The sequence below is a fragment of the uncultured Xylophilus sp. genome, from assembly GCA_913776965.1.
Lineage (GTDB): Bacteria > Pseudomonadota > Gammaproteobacteria > Burkholderiales > Burkholderiaceae_C > Xylophilus.
The window spans coordinates 1-14,821 of record CAJYQL010000050.1; the positions used below are offsets into that span (position 1 = coordinate 1).

A 14,821-nucleotide genomic window follows, 5' to 3' on the forward strand; every position below is an offset into this window, starting at 1 on the left:
CATCAGCTTCTCGATGAAGGCCTGCGGCGTGCTCTTGCAGCCGCCGCGCTTGCCGACGTAGACCACCCGGGCGGCCGGATCGGCCAGGGCCACGATCGCGTCGGCGACCAGGTCGTCGACCAGCAGCACGGTGGCGGCGCGGATCGCCTTGACCGCCTTGACGGTCAGCAGGTCCGGGTCGCCCGGGCCTGCACCGACCAGCGTGCAGCTGCCGTGGGAAAGTGGGGCGGTGGGAGGGGTGCTGGGCATGGCGGTTCTTTCAGGAATGGGCGACGGCGGTGCCGGGTGTCTCGTGCTGGGCAAGACGCAAGATGTATTCCACCTGCTGTGCGATGGAGGCGGGCACCGGAAGTTCACCCGCCAATACAGCGCGGGTGTAGTCGGCGGTGGTGGCCACGTCGATCGCATCGGGCAGCCCCGGCACGGTGGCGAGGGTGCCGGGCTGCTGCGGCTGCAGCTGCTCGCGCACGCCGCGCACGAAGCCGGTCATCTCGGGCGTGCGGCGCGGATCGGACGCCACCTCGCCTTCGAGGCCGCGCGACAGCAGCGCGGTGGCGCCGGTCAGTGCGAAGGTGGCGCCCATCGATTCGGCATACGGGCCGTGGGTGTAGCTCGCGACCAGCACGGCGGGACCGGCGGCCGGGTCCATCAGCTTGACGACGCTGTGCGCCGGGTTGCGCAGGCCGACCACCCGGCGCACGTCGAGCAGCCGCTTCAGGCCCGGGCAGAGCAGCCCGGTCGGTGCGAACGCCACCTGTCCGTCTGCTACGGTTTCGATAGCTGACAACGCAGGCGTGCCGAGCGCTGCGAGCACATCCGATGCCAAAACCCGGGCCGATTCGGTCGGCGTGCCGTGCACCAGCACCGGCAGGCCTTCGCGCGCCAGCAGCAGCGCCAGCAGCGGCGTCAGCACCGGCAGGCGGCGCGCGCCGTTGTAGCTCGGCAGGCAGACCAGCGGCCGTCCGCCGGTGGCGACCCGCTGCGTGCGCGCGGCGGTGGCATCGAGGAAGCCGGCCATTTCCTCGGGCGTCTCGCCCTTGATGCGCATCGCGAGGCAGAAGGCGCCGATCTCCAGGTCGGTCACGCTGCCGTCGAGCACCTGCCCGAACAGGTCGGCCGCCTGCGCGCGGTCGAGCGGCTTGGCGCCGCGTGCGCCGCGGCCGATCTCCTTAATGTAGTGGCCGATGCCCATGCGTGTGGTGTGCTGTGTGCGAGATGGCGAGGCGGCGATTGTCGAAGATCGTTTCCGACTTCCGGCTATATGCCGAATGACGGTCTCAGGCGGCCGACGCCTCCGCGGGCTGCGCTTCGGATGGCACCGCGGGCGTGCCGCGCACCATGCGCCGCAGCTCCGGGATGCAGGAGCCGCAGTTGGTGCCGCACTTCAGCGCGCCCTGCAGCGCGGCGAAGCGCTGGTCGTCGCTGCCGGCGCAGTGGCCGAGGAACCGGACGATCGCCGGCTCGGTCACGTTCAGGCAGGTGCAGACCTGGCGGCCGCGCGGCGCCATCGCCACCGGTGCGGCGGCGGTCGGCATCAGCAGCAGCCGGCCGTAGGCCTGCGCAGGCAGCTCGTCCTGCAGCAGCGTGCGCAGCCAGCCCTGCGAACAGGTGTCGCCCGCCAGCAGGAAGCCTTCGACGAAGGCATCGGTGCCGGCGCGGCGCAGCCGCACCGCGCGGTGCTGGCCGCGGCGCGGGTCCGCATAGCGCAGCACGCCCGACGGATCGACGGCCAGGCCGAGCAGCCGCTCGACTTCCGCTACGACGGCCTCCGGCGGCGCCTCGTGGGCCGCTGCGCGGAACAGCACGCCGAAGCGCTCGGTCTGCGCGCCGCCGAGCGGCACGTTGTTGGAAAACGGCACGCAGGTCGCATAGGGGAACTGCGCCATCAGGCCGCGCAGCGCGTCGCGGGCCGACAGCACCGCGTCTTCCGTCAGCCAGGCCATGCCGACCAGCGACCACGGGAGTTCGGCCTTCAGCACCTTGACGGCGGTGTGCTTGAGTTCGGGCTGCTTCGAATCCGGGCAGTAGGCCGGCAGCGTGAGCGCATTGATGCCGGCCAGCCGGTGGCCGGTGGAGGAGCGGCCCGACAGGAATTCCTCGCCCCAGTGCATCGCCATGAAGGCCTGCGACGGCGCGACCTCGTCCGACGGCTGCGCCGCCACCACGATGGAGCCGCGCCGCGAGGTGAGCTGGACCAGGTCCCCGGCCGCCAGGCCCTGCGCCGCCATGTCGGCCGGATGCAACTGCACCGCCGGCTCGGCCGCATGGCCGAACAGCCGTCCGAGGGTGCCGGTGCGGCTCATGCCGTGCCACTGGTCGCGCAGGCGCCCGGTCGTGAGCGAGAACGGCCAGCGACCGTCGCGTGGCTCGGCGACGGGGCGCCATGGCGCGGCGACGAAGCGGGCGCGGCCGTCCGCGGTCGGAAAGACGCCGTCGGTGTAGAGCCGGGCGGCGGGCGTGCCGCCGGCGGGCAGCGGCCATTGCTGCGGGCCGTCGGCATCGAGCATCGCCCAGGACAGGCCCGTGATGTCGAGGTCGCGGCCGCGGGTGGTCTCGCGATGCTCGTTCCAGATCGATTCGGCCGATGCGGCGGCGGCCGCCGGGTCGAGCGACCAGGGGAACAGGTGCTGCGGCGCGTCCGGCAGCCGCGCGGCCAGGCGGCGCGCGAAGTCGGCGGCGGTGCTCCAGTCGTGGCGGGCCGCGCCGGGCGCCGGGATCGCCGGGCGCACCCGGCTGATCCGCCGCTCGCTGTTGGTCACGGTGCCGATCTTCTCGCCCCAGGTGGTGGCCGGCAGCAGCAGGTCGGCGAAGGCGCAGGTGGCGGTATTGGCGAACGCCTCCTGCACGACGACGAATTCGCAGCGCTGGAGCGCGCGGCGGACGGTGGCCTGGTCCGGCATGCTCTGCGCGGGGTTGGTGCAGGAGATCCACAGCGCGCGGATCTCGCCGTCGGCCGCGGCCTGGAACATGTCGATCGCGCTCTTGCCCGGAACCGCCGGCACGTCGGCTACGCCCCAGAAGGCGGCGATTTCGGCCCGGTGCTGCGGGTTCGCCAGGTCGCGGTGCGCCGGCAGCAGGTTCGACAGGCCGCCGACCTCGCGTCCGCCCATCGCGTTGGGCTGGCCGGTGAGCGAAAACGGGCCGGCGCCCGGCCGTCCGATCTGGCCGGTGGCCAGGTGCAGGCCGATCAGCGCGGTGTTCTTGGCCGTGCCGCTGGACGACTGGTTCTGGCCCATGCAGTACAGGCTGAGCGTCGCGGCCGACGTGGCGAACAGCCGCGCCGCCTCGGCCAGGTCGGCGGTCGTGATGCCGCAGGTCGCCGCGGCGTGTTCGGGCGTGCACTCCTGCACCAGCGCGCGCAGGGCGTCGAACCCGGTGGTGTGGGCGGCGACGTAGGCCGCGTCGGTCCAGCCCTCGCGGAGCATCAGGTGCAGCATGCCGTGGTAGAGCATCACGTCGGTGCCGGGCAGGATCGCCAGGTGCAGGTCGGCGGCGCCGGCGGTGTCGGTGCGGCGCGGATCGACCACCACGATCTTCATCGCCGGGTTGGCGGCGCGGGCGTCCTCGATGCGGCGGAACAGGATCGGGTGCGCCCAGGCGGTGTTGCTGCCGGTGATGAACAGGCACTGCGCGTGGTTCACGTCGTCGTAGCAGGCGGGCGGCGCGTCGGCACCCAACGTCTGCTTGTAGCCGGCGACGGCGCTGCTCATGCACAGCCGCGAGTTGGTGTCGACGTTGTTGGTGCCGACCAGCCCCTTGGCCAGCTTGTTGAAGACGTAGTAGTCCTCCGTCAGCAGCTGGCCCGACAGGTAGAAGCCGACCGCATCCGGCCCGTGCGCGCGGATGGTCGCAGCGAAGCGGTCGGCCGCCAGGTCGAGCGCGGCGTCCCAGCCGAGCGGCTGCGGCGCGGCGCCCCGCAGCGGCCGGCGCATCGGCTGCAGCAGCCGGGTCTGCAGGGTCACCTCGGCGGTCGCGGTGCGGTGCAGCGTCGAGCCCTTGGTGCAAAGCCGGCCGAAGTTCGCCGGATGGTCCGGATCGCCGCGCACGCCGGTGATGCGGTCGCCTTCGGACTGGATGATCACGCCGCAGCCGACGCCGCAGTAGGGACAGGTGGAGCGGGTTTCTTGCATGGGGGTCGGTGCGTGGGGCGGTGGACGTGGCGGCGCGGCGCTCAGGCGGCCGGGGCCGCGCTGAACAGGCCGGTCACCCGGTCCATGACGGCCAGCAGGTTTTCGCTGGAGACGAACACCTCGGCCAGCGAACGCGGCGCGAGCGGAGCGGTGGCGACGGCGGGCGCCGCCGGGCCCGGGCGGGCGGTGAGCAGTTTGAGCAGTGCGGCGTCGAAGAACACCCACTGCTGCTCGCCGAGGGCCAGCTCGTCCTGGATGCGCGGCGTGGCGCGCGGAGATTCGCGCAGCTGGCGCATCGCGGCGGCGAATTCGGTGCGCGCCTTGCCGATCTCGGCGGTGGACGCGGCCGCGTCCACCGGCAGCGCCGCGGCGAGGAAGAACTTGGCGATCCGCTGCGACAGCATCCGCTGCCGCCCCGCCAGGTTGACCAGCTGCGCGCCGGGCTGGCCGGACGCCTTTTCGTACAGCACCGTTCCGCGGTGGGCGAGGGCGAGCAGCCGGTCGTCCTGTTGCAGCAGTGACGGGGCGGCATCGCGGCCGGGCGCGCCGGCTTGCAGCGCGCGGCGGTACTCGGCCCAGGCGTCGGCCTGCTCGGCATACGTCTGGCGGATCTCGGCATTCGGCGCGTAGGCTCGCAGGGCGACCAGCTGCTTGTCGAAGACCTGCACCGAGCGGTTCAGCACCGCCCGGGCCTGCTCCGGCTCGACGTTCTGGGCGATCGCGAGCCAGGCCTTGCTCATGCGCTGCGACAGCATGCGCTGGCGGCCGGCCTGGTTGATCGCCTCCGGCAGGCCGTCGATGGTGGCGAGGGCCGGTGCGCCCGCGCACAGGCTCGCGGCGCCGGCACATACGGCGAGCCACCGGCGGCGGTCGGGGCGGAAGGCGGGGGCGGGATCGCGGCGGTCCATGCGCGGCTCCGTCATGCCAGCGCCGGCGCGGCGGCGGGCGATGCAGCGTCCGCGGCGCCGTCGGCAGGGGGGCCGAACATCAGCCGGTCGCGGATCGCCTGCACGCTGCGGCCTTCGCGCACCAGCTCGAAGTACCACGCGCCGTCGGCAGTGTCGCCGTAGAGGCAGGCCCCGATCAGCCGGTCGTCCCTGATCACCAGCTTCTTGTAGACGCCGCCGAAGCCGTCGCGCACCACGATCTCCTCGGTGCCCTCGCCGCCCATGAACTCGCCGGCGGAGAACAGGTCGATGCCGGTCACCTTCAGCTTGGTCGAGGTGCGGGAGCCGAGATAGCGGCCGATGCCGCGCTCGGCCAGGTGGGTCGCGGCGACCTTCGCCTGCTCGAACAGCGGCGCGACCAGCCCGTAGGCGATGCCGCGGTGCGCCGCGCATTCGCCGACCGCGTAGATGCGGGCATCGGTCACCGTCTGCAGCGTGTCGGTGACGACGATGCCGCGCTGGCAGTGCAGCCGGGCCTTTTCGGCCAGCGCGACGTTGGGCCGCACGCCGACCGCCATCACCACCAGGTCGGCCGGGACTTCGCTGCCGTCCTGGAACCGCACGGCGCGGACCCGGCCGGTGGTGCCGTCCGGGCCGTCGCCGACCAGTTCCTTGGTCTGGGTGCCGAGCCGGAACCGCAGGCCGCGTGCTTCCAGCGTCTCGCGCAGCAGGCCGCTCGCGACTTGGTCGAGCTGCCGTTCCAGCAGCCAGGCGTTGACGTGCACCACCGTCACCGACATGCCGCGCACCATCAGGCCGTTGGCGGCCTCCAGGCCGAGCAGTCCGCCGCCGATCACCACCGCATGACGGTGCGTCTTCGCGGTCTCGATCATGGTGCGGGTGTCGGCGATGTCGCGGTAGGCGATCACCCCCTCCAGGTCGCGGCCCGGCACCGGCAGGATGAAGGGGTGGGAGCCGGTGCAGAGCAGCAGCCGGTCGTAGGCCGCCTCGGTGCCGTCGTCAGCGCGGACCACGCGGCGCACCCGGTCGATCTCCACCACCGTGCGGCCGGCGTGGACGGTGATGCCGTGGGCCTCGTACCACGACCAGGGGTTGAGCACGATCTGCTCGACCGTCTGCTCGCCGGCCAGCACCGGCGACAGCAGGATACGGTTGTAGTTGGGATGCGGCTCGGCGCCGAAGACGGTGATCTCGTAGAGGTCCGGGTCGATCTTCAGCAGCTCTTCCAGCGTGCGCACGCCGGCCATGCCGTTGCCCACCAGGACCAGCTTCTGCTTCCGGGGGGGCGTCGGGGTCGGGGCGGGCATGTTCATCGGGGTTCCTCGGCGGGGGCTGCAACGAAAAAAGGCGTCCGCATGGGGTGGCGCCGGCGGGGGCCGGAGCGGTCATGCGGACGCCTTTGTCCTGGGAGCCCGGCGGCATCGTTGCCGGGCCGGGCGGTGCCGAGTGGGGTGCAAGAGGCATGCCAGCGCGAATCTGCCACGCTGCGCCGGGGGTGCGTCCGATATGCCCCGGGGCCGGCTGTGCGCGCCCCGTCGTGGTGCAGGGCGTGTGCGTGCCGGTGGTGCACGGCGGCGGGTTATGATGAAAATCGCCCTTCTGCGCAGGCGGCGCCTGCGCAAGCAGCTATCGAATCAGGAGCAGACCATGCGCCGTGACCCTTCGACGCGATCCCCCGCCTGCCGTGGTAGTGCCCGGCCGTGAGCTTCGATCTCGACATCGGTTTCGTCAGCAGCGCCGGCCGCGGCAGCGCGAACGAGGACTTCGCCGCGGCGATGGCCGGGGAGGGCGGCGCGGACGATGCCCGCGCCGAGGACCAGCGCGGCGCGATCGCGGCGATCGCCGACGGCGTGAGCACCGGCGGCATGGGCCGCGAGGCGGCGCAGACCACCGTCACCAGCCTGGTCCGCGACTATTTCGGCACGCCCGCCACCTGGGACACGACGGTCGCGCTCGACCGCATCGTCACCGCGCAGAACGGCTGGCTGCACGGCATCAACCGCCGCCGCGCGCCTGCGGTCGGCCTCACCACGCTGACCGCCCTGGTGCTGCGCGGCCAGTCGTACACGCTGGCGCATGTGGGCGACACCCGCGCCTACCTGCTGCGCGACGGCGTGCTCGCCTGCCTGACGACCGACCATGCGGTCGCCCACCCGGACTTCGCGCACCAGCTCACCCGCAGCGTGGGCGCCGACGAGCGCCTGGTGGTCGATTACCGGCAGGGCGAGGCCCAGGCCGGCGACGTATTCGTGTTGCTGACCGACGGCGTGCACGGCAGCCTGACCGAGCGGCGGATCGCGGCGCTCGCCGCGCCGCCGGCCGGCACCGATGCCGATGCCCAGTCCGTCGCTGCCGCGCTGGTCGCCGCCGCCCGGCAGGCCGGCAGCGCGGACGACGCGACCGCGCTGGTCCTGCGGGTGCGCGGGGTGTCGGTCGCCACGCTGCACGATGCGGCGCTGCAGGCGCGCCTGTTGCCGATACCGCCGGCGCTTAAGGTCGGCGACAGCCTCGACGGCCTGGCGGTCACGGCGCTGGTGGCCGACAGCGGCGTGGCGTGCCTCTACCAAATGCGCGATCCGGCCAGCCGCAAGCTGTATGCACTGAAGACGCTGCATCCGCGCCGCGCGCACGATGCCGAAGAGCGGGCCACGCTGGCGCACGAAGCCTGGCTCGCGCGGCGCATGCAGGGCGGCCGGGCGGCCGACCATCTGGTGCGGCTGCACGCCGGCCCGCCGGGCGGCGCGGCCAGCGCCTTCTACCTGCTCTACGACTGGCACGGCGGCGAGACGCTGCAGCAGTTGATCGACCGGGGCCACCGTCCGCCGCCGGCGCAGGCCGCCACGATGGCGCTGCAGGTGGCGCGCACCCTGGGCCTGCTGCACAGGCAGGGCGTAATCCACCGCGACATCAAGCCGGCCAACCTGCACCAGGGCGAAGACGGCGTGGTGCGGGTGATGGACCTGGGCGTGGCGCTGAGCGGCCGGGAGCCGGCCTCCACCCGCGCGCTGCATGCCGGCACGCCGAGCTACATCAACCCGGAGCAGTGGGACGACCCGCCGCAGCCGGTCGATGCGCGGTCGGACCTGTTCGCGCTGGGCGTGACGCTCTACCAGCTGCTGACCGGCAGCCTGCCCTACGGCGAGGTGGTGCCCTACCAGCGCGGCCGCTACCGGCGCGACCCGCTGCCGCCGAGCCGGCGCGATCCGGCGGTGCCGATCTGGCTTGACCATGTGGTGCTGAAGGCGGTGGCGCGCGACCCGGCGCTGCGCTTCGAGACCGCCGAGGAACTGGCGCTGGCGCTGGAACGCGGCGCCTCCCGGCCGCTCACCACGCCGCCGGCCACGCCGCTGGCGGTGCGCGATCCGGCCGCGCTGTGGAAGATCGGCTGCGCGGTGTCGCTGCTGCTCAATTTGCTGCTGGTCGTCTGGCTGCTGTTCCTGCCGCGCTGACGTACCGCACGGTGGCGGCGGTCATACCGGCGAGGGCAGCGTCAGCGGCAGGCGCACCGTGAAGCAGCAGCCGGAGCCCAGTCCGCCGCAATGCACCTCGACGGTGCCGCCGTGCAGTTCGACCAGCTGCTTCACCAGCGCCAGCCCGATCCCCAGACCGCCCTGGGCGAGCGACTGTCCTTCGGCCGCCTGCTCGAACAGGCCGAAGACCGAGGCCATCGCCTCCTCGGTCATGCCGATGCCGTTGTCGCTCACGTCCAGCCGCAGGGTGTCGCCTTCGTGGACCGTGGCGATCTCGATCCTGCCGTATTCCGGCGTGTACTTGGCCGCGTTGCTGATCAGGTTGACACAGACCTGCAGCAACCGCGGCTTGTCCGCCAGCATCGGCAGCGGCCCCGGTGCGAGCTTGAACTCCAGCGCATGGTGCCGCGCGTCCACCAGCGGCAGGCAGGTCTCCGCCGCTTCCGCGACCACCCGGTTGAAGTCCAGCGGCACCCGGTCGAGCACCACCTTGCCGGCCTCGATCCGCGACACGTCGAGCAGGCCGTCGATCAGCGCCGCCATCTGGTCCACCTGCCGGCGCATCATGCCGACCGCCCGCTCGGCGCGGGGCGATGCGTCGGGGTCGAGCCCCATCATGTGCAGCCCGTTGTGCAGGGCCGAGAGCGGGCCGCGCAGCTCGTGCGACAAGGCGGCGAGGAAGTGGTTCTTGCGCCGGCTCTGCTCGGCCAGCCGCTCGCCCATGCGGACCAGCGCATCGGCGGCGCGGCGGCGCTCGGTCACGTCCTCGGCAAAGCCGGTGCGGCCCAGCACGGCGCCGGCCTCGCCGCGCACGGCACGCCAGACCAAGCGGACGTAGCGCGCGTCGCCGGCTGCAGCCACGCGGAATTCGATTTCGGGCGCGGCGTCGGGATCGTCGGGCGCCTGCCAGAGCGTGCGGACCCGCTCCCGGTCCTTTTCGGCGACCGCCGCGGTCCAGTCCGCCGGCACCGGACCGGCCGGATCGGCGCCGAAAATGCAGGTCCAGTGCCGGTTCACGTAGGCCATGCGTCCGGCGTCGTCGGTGCGGAACATGCCGAGCGGTGCGGCATCGTTCAGCGCCTGGATCGTCGCCTGGCCGACCGCATGCGCCAGCGCGTCGCGCCGGCGCTCCAGCAGCAGGGCCGCAGCGCGTGCGAGCTGCTGCAGCACCGCCCGCTGGCGTTCGTCCAGCCGGCGGGGCACCCGGTCGATCACGCAGAGTGTGCCCATCCGCATGCCGTCGCTCAGGCGCAGCGGCGCGCCCGCATAGAAGCGGATTTCCGGCCCGCCGAGGACCAGGCGGTTGTCCGTGAACCGCGGGTCGGCGAGGGCGTCCGGCACCTCCAGGAGTTCGTCACCGTGGATCGCATGCGCACAGAACGCGTCCTCGCGCGGCGTCTCCGTGGTGCCGGGCAGACCGAGCGCGGCCTTGAACCACTGGCGGTCGGCATCCACCAGGCTGACCAGCGACACCGGCACGTCGCAGACCAGCGAGGCTGCCTGCACCAGCGCCTCGAATTCCGGATCGGGCGCCGAGTCGAGTACGCCCAGTTCGATCAACGAACGCAGTCGTGCTTCTTCGTCGATGGTGGGGAGGGCGGCGGGCATGGTGGATCTTTTGGCAGGCAGGGGCGCCGGGGATCGTACCGGCCCCTGCGGTGGCGCACGCTTCAGGATGCAAGGGCGGCCCGAAGGCCGTATCGTGCGCGGTCCTCCGCCCACTGTGCTTCTTCTTTCTCTGCGATGTATCCCCTGCGATCCCACGCCCCCTCGAGCAACACCTTCTTCTCCGGCATCGGTAGCCGCCGCGCCTGGCTGCAATCGGCGCTGGTGGCGCCCTGGCTGAGTGCCTGTGCCGCACCGTCCTCCTCCGACGGTTCGGCGGCGTGGCAGGCGGCCCTGCGCCGCATCGAAGCCGATGCCGCGGGCCGTCTTGGCGTCTGGGCCCGGCGCAGCGACGGCGGGCCGACGCTGGCCTGGCGCGCGGACGAGCGGTTTCCGCTCTGCAGCACTTTCAAGGTGCTGGCGGCGGCGGCGGTGCTCGACCGAAGCCGCCGCGTGCCCGGTTTGATGGACCGGGTGGTGCCCTACGGCGCCGCCGACCTGGTCAGTTATTCGCCCGTCACCGCGAAGCACGTCGGCACCGGCCTGTCCTATGACGCGCTGTGCGCCGCGGCGCTGCGATACAGCGACAACACGGCCGGCAATCTGCTGCTGCGGGAGATCGGCGGGCCGGAAGGCCTGACCGCCTATGTCCACGCCCTCGGCGACCGCACCTTCCGCCTCGACCGCTGGGAGACCGCGCTCAACGACGCGGTGCCCGGCGACCCGCGCGATACCGCCACCCCGGCCGGCATCGGCCGGAGCCTGCAGCGCCTGCTGCTCGGCGATGCGCTGCCGTCTGCGGAGCGGTCCCGCCTGGTCGGCTGGATGCGCGGCAACACCACCGGCGACACCCGCATCCGCGCCGGCGTGCCGGCCGGCTGGGCGGTGGCCGACAAGACCGGGTCCGGCGACTACGGCACCGCCAACGACATCGGCGTCGTGTGGCCCGCGAGCGGCGCGCCGTGGACGATCGCCGTCTATTTCACCCAGGACCGCCAGCCGCCGGCCGGTACGCCCTACCGCAGCGACGTCATCGCCGCGGCCACCCGGGCCATCGTGCAGGCCCTCGGCTGACCCTCGGCGGTGCCCGCGCCTGTTCGCGTCAGGCGGTACGGGCCCGGCCACCGCGCTCGGCCCAGGTGCGGGTCCAGCGGATCTGCATGAAGCGCAGCAGCACCAGCATCGCCACGGCGCACGCCGCGAACAGCACGAAGCCCCACAGGTAGGTGCCGGCGTACTGCTTCGACAGGCCCATCGCGTTCGGCACCAGGCCGCCGCCGAGCGCGCCGATCTCGCCGATCATCGAGCCGGCCACCGCCGTGGTCAGCGGCCAGCGCAGCGGCACCAGCTGGAACAGCGCGCCGTTGCCGGCGCCGAGCGCGGCGAAGCACAGCAGGAACAGCAGCACCGTGGCCGCGAGCGAGCCCTGCGCGAAGCCGCACAGCACCAGCGAGACGGCCACCACCGCCAGCACCGCGGTCAGCGTGTTCACGCCGCCCCACAGGTCCGATAGCCAGCCGCCGAAGATGCGCAGCGCCGCGCCCATGAAGGCCGCCAGCATCGTCAGCTGGCCCGCCTGCGTCTTGCTCACCCCGAACTGGTCGTAGAAGTAGCTGGGCAGGAAGGTGGTCAGGCCGATGAAGCCGCCGAATGTGACCGCATAGATCAGGCTGAAGGCCCAGCCGTCCTTCTCGAACAGGCAGGCGATGTGGTCGCGGAAGCTCGAATGCTTGTCCAGGTCCGTCGGCTCCTGCGCGAACAGCACCATCACCACGACGGGGATCGCGATGCCGATCGCGGCGAAGCCATACACCGTCTGCCAGCCGTAGGCCTGGGCCAGCGCCGGCGCCAGCAGGGCCGAGACGGCGGTGCCGACGTTGCCGGCACCGACCAGGCCCATCGCCAGGCCCTTGTAGCGGGGCGGAAAGGAGCCGGAGCCGAGCGACAGCGCCACGCCGAAGCTCGCACCCGCGATGCCCAGCAGCACGCCCATCGCCAGCAGGTCGTGGTACGAATCGACGAAGAAATAGCCGAAGCCCATCGCGATCGCGATGCCGCCCATCTCGACCAGCGTGGCGTTCTTGCGGCCGATGTACTGCGCCAGCAGCCCGAGCGGGAAGCGCATCAGGGCGCCCGCGAAGATCGGGATCGACAGCATCAAGCCCTTCTGCGTGGGGCTGAGCTGGAAGGCCTCGGAGATGAACGGCGCCATCGCGCCGTTGATCACCCAGATGCCGCAGGAGAAGGCGAAGTACAGGAAGGAAGCCCACAGCGTCGGGGCGTGGCCGGCGTTCAGGAAGGCCCGGAAATTCAGCATGGCGGCGTCTCGCGGTCGAAATCGGTGCAGAAATGCAAAAAGGCGCCCGTGCAGCCAGGGCACCGCAAGGGTGCGCAGGATGCAGGGACGCCTTTGTCCAGTGCGGCCGGCCCGTCTTCGTGGCGGCCGCCCTCGACTGGTGCAGTTTCCGTGCCAGCCGGTCAGGCGGCGGTCTTCTCCACGTGCGCCTGGCGGGTGTAGAGGAAGTCGATCACCGCCTTGCGGCAGTGCAGGTAGGTCGGGTCCTCGGCCAGCGCGACGCGGTTGCGCGGACGGGCGATGTCGACCGTCAGCACCTCGCCGATGGTGGCGGCCGGGCCGTTGGTCATCATCACGATCTTGTCGGACAGCAGCACCGCCTCGTCCACGTCGTGGGTCACCATCACCACCGTGCTCTTCGTCTTGGCGACGATCGCCAGCAGCTCGTCCTGCAGCTTGGCGCGGGTGAGCGCGTCGAGGGCGCCGAACGGCTCGTCCATCAGCAGCACCTGCGGCTCCATCGCCAGCGCCCGGGCGATGCCCACCCGCTGCGTCATGCCGCCGGAGATCTCGCCCGGCCGCTTCTGCGCCGCATGGGTCAGGCCGACCAGGTCGAGCGCCGCATTGGTGCGGTCGCGCAGCTGGGCCTTCGACTCGGTGGCGGCGAAGACCCGCTCCACACCCAGGAAGATGTTCTCGTAGCAGGTCAGCCAGGGCAGCAGCGAGTGGTTCTGGAACACCACCGCGCGGTCCGGGCCGGGGCCGGTGATCTCCTTGTTGGCGCACAGCAGCGTGCCGGCGGTCGGCAGCGTCAGGCCGGCGATCAGGTTGAGCAGCGTCGATTTGCCGCAGCCGGAATGGCCGATCAGCGCGACGAACTCGCCCTTGGCGACCGTCAGGTCGATATCGCGCAACGCGCGGAACGGGCCCTTGGCGGTCTTGAACATCTGCTCGACGCCGCGGATCTCGATGAACTTGGTGCTCAGGGACAAAGTGCTCATGCTGGGTGCTCCGGTGGTCAGGCTGAGACGGTGGGCGTGAAGCGGCGAGGGCGCCCCGCGCTCACGACTTCACCTCTTCGAAGGTGAACGCGGTGGCCAGCTTGATCAGCGCGTACTCGAGCAGCAGGCCGACGATGCCGATCACGAAGATCGCGATGATGATGTTCTTGACGTTGAGGTTGTTCCACTCGTCCCACACCCAGAAGCCGATGCCGACGCCGCCGGTCAGCATCTCGGCCGCGACGATCACCAGCCAGGCGGTGCCGACGGCCAGCCGCACGCCGGTCAGCATGTAGGGCAGCACGGCCGGGAACAGGATCTTGCTGACGATCTTCCATTCCGACAGGTTCAGCACCCGGGCCACGTTCATGTAGTCCTGCGGCACGCGCTGTACGCCGACGGCGGTGTTGATGATCATCGGCCAGATCGAGCAGATGAAGATGGTCCAGATGGCCGCCGGGTTGGCGCCCTTGAACACCAGCAGGCCGATCGGCAGCCAGGCGAGCGGGGACACCGGACGCAGCAGGCTGATCAGCGGGTTGCACATCCGCGAGAGGAAGGCGAACCGGCCGATCGCGAAGCCGACCGGAATGCCGACCAGCGCCGCCAGGCCGAAGCCCATCGCCACCCGCTGCAGCGACGACAACACGTTCCAGCCGACGCCCTGGTCGTTCGGGCCGTTGCGGTAGAACGGGTCGCTGAACACCGAGACCGCCTGCGCGGCCGTGTCCTTCGGCGTCGGAATGCTGCCGCCGGTGGCGACCGAGACGATCTGCCAGATCACGACCAGCAGCGCGATGCCGAAGAAGGGCGGCAGCACCCGCTGCCAGAACCCGCGCCAGTCGCGCGGCGTGCGGGCAGCCTTTTGCGATGGTTTTTCGGCCTTGGCGCCCGCTGCGGCTGCGCTGGCAGCTATGGTTTTGGGAGCGTCCGCAGCGGCTATGCGGACGGGCGTGTCCGCCGCCGGCACGGCGAGCGGGGAATGGAAGACGGCACTGACCATGGTGGAGCTCCTGTCGGGTTGCGCGTCAGGCGCGGACCTTGAACGAATCGGCGTACTGCTGCGGGTTCTTGCCGTCCCAGACGGTCCCGTCGATCAGCTTGCTGGTGCGCAGCACCTCCTTCGGCACCGGCGTCTTGGTCGCGTCGGCGGCCTGCTTGTAGATGTCGATCTGGTTGATCTGCTGCGCGACCGCTAGGTAGTTCGGGTGCTCCTTAAGCAGGCCCCAGCGCTTGTGCTGGGTCAGGAACCACATGCCGTCCGACAGGTAGGGGAAGTTCACTGCGCCGTCGTTGTAGAACTTCATGTAGTTCGGGTCGTCCCAGGTCTTGCCCAGGCCGTTCTGGTAGCGGCCCAGGATGCGCTGGTTGATCGCGTCCACGCTGGTGTTGACGTAGCTCTTCTCGGCGA

At 71.6% G+C, this 14,821-nt stretch carries 10 protein-coding genes and 2 pseudogenes; 2 read left to right on the top strand and 10 right to left on the bottom strand.

All coding sequences use genetic code 11. The features are described from left to right. The 5 genes and pseudogenes from QZ500_RS06945 to QZ500_RS06965 all read right to left on the bottom strand — a co-directional run. Positions 1-249: SAM-dependent methyltransferase (locus QZ500_RS06945; RefSeq protein ID WP_295852750.1), on the bottom strand; the 249-nt coding region annotated here is incomplete at its 3' end. 10 nt (positions 250-259) lie between these two features. Then, positions 260-1,192, bottom strand: coding sequence for a DNA-binding protein YbiB (ybiB, locus tag QZ500_RS06950; RefSeq protein WP_295852754.1), 933 nt, complete (start codon positions 1,190-1,192; stop codon positions 260-262). 85 nt (positions 1,193-1,277) lie between these two features. Continuing rightward, complete coding sequence (locus QZ500_RS06955; RefSeq protein ID WP_295852756.1) at positions 1,278-4,130, bottom strand: nitrate reductase; 2,853 nt, start codon at positions 4,128-4,130, stop codon at positions 1,278-1,280. A gap of 41 nt (positions 4,131-4,171) precedes the next feature. Then, the gene (locus QZ500_RS06960; protein ID WP_295852758.1) at positions 4,172-5,038 is read right to left on the bottom strand and encodes a type IV pili methyl-accepting chemotaxis transducer N-terminal domain-containing protein; all 867 of its coding nucleotides are present in this window, start codon (positions 5,036-5,038) and stop codon (positions 4,172-4,174) included. Positions 5,039-5,109: 71 nt separating this feature from the next. Continuing rightward, positions 5,110-6,345, bottom strand: a pseudogene (locus tag QZ500_RS06965) (FAD-dependent oxidoreductase); the annotation flags it as partial. 393 nt (positions 6,346-6,738) lie between these two features. Between QZ500_RS06965 and QZ500_RS06970 the strand changes: the two are divergent. After that, positions 6,739-8,487 carry a bifunctional protein-serine/threonine kinase/phosphatase gene (locus tag QZ500_RS06970; protein ID WP_295852761.1) on the top strand — a complete coding sequence of 583 codons (1,749 nt, stop codon included), beginning with the start codon at positions 6,739-6,741 and terminating at the stop codon, positions 8,485-8,487. Between the two features lie 21 nt (positions 8,488-8,508). Here the strand turns inward: QZ500_RS06970 and QZ500_RS06975 are convergent, their stop codons facing one another. Then, the gene (locus tag QZ500_RS06975) at positions 8,509-10,116 is read right to left on the bottom strand and encodes an ATP-binding protein (protein WP_295852764.1); all 1,608 of its coding nucleotides are present in this window, start codon (positions 10,114-10,116) and stop codon (positions 8,509-8,511) included. A 135-nt stretch (positions 10,117-10,251) separates the two neighbouring features. Here QZ500_RS06975 and bla point away from each other — a divergent pair, with 135 nt between their 5' ends. Then, on the top strand, positions 10,252-11,187 hold the full coding sequence (gene bla / locus QZ500_RS06980; protein WP_295852768.1) for a class A beta-lactamase: 936 nt from the start codon (positions 10,252-10,254) through the stop codon (positions 11,185-11,187). 28 nt (positions 11,188-11,215) lie between these two features. Here bla and QZ500_RS06985 read toward each other — a convergent pair whose 3' ends face one another. The 4 genes and pseudogenes from QZ500_RS06985 to QZ500_RS07000 form a co-directional block, all read right to left on the bottom strand. Then, on the bottom strand, positions 11,216-12,430 hold the full coding sequence (locus QZ500_RS06985) for an MFS transporter (RefSeq protein WP_295852770.1): 1,215 nt from the start codon (positions 12,428-12,430) through the stop codon (positions 11,216-11,218). A gap of 161 nt (positions 12,431-12,591) precedes the next feature. Next, positions 12,592-13,401, bottom strand: a complete 810-nt coding sequence (locus QZ500_RS06990; RefSeq protein WP_295852776.1) for an ABC transporter ATP-binding protein — start codon at positions 13,399-13,401, stop codon at positions 12,592-12,594. Between the two features lie 70 nt (positions 13,402-13,471). Continuing rightward, complete coding sequence (ntrB, locus tag QZ500_RS06995) at positions 13,472-14,413, bottom strand: nitrate ABC transporter permease (protein WP_295852773.1); 942 nt, start codon at positions 14,411-14,413, stop codon at positions 13,472-13,474. Positions 14,414-14,438: 25 nt separating this feature from the next. Then, positions 14,439-14,821, bottom strand: a pseudogene (locus QZ500_RS07000) (nitrate ABC transporter substrate-binding protein); the annotation flags it as partial.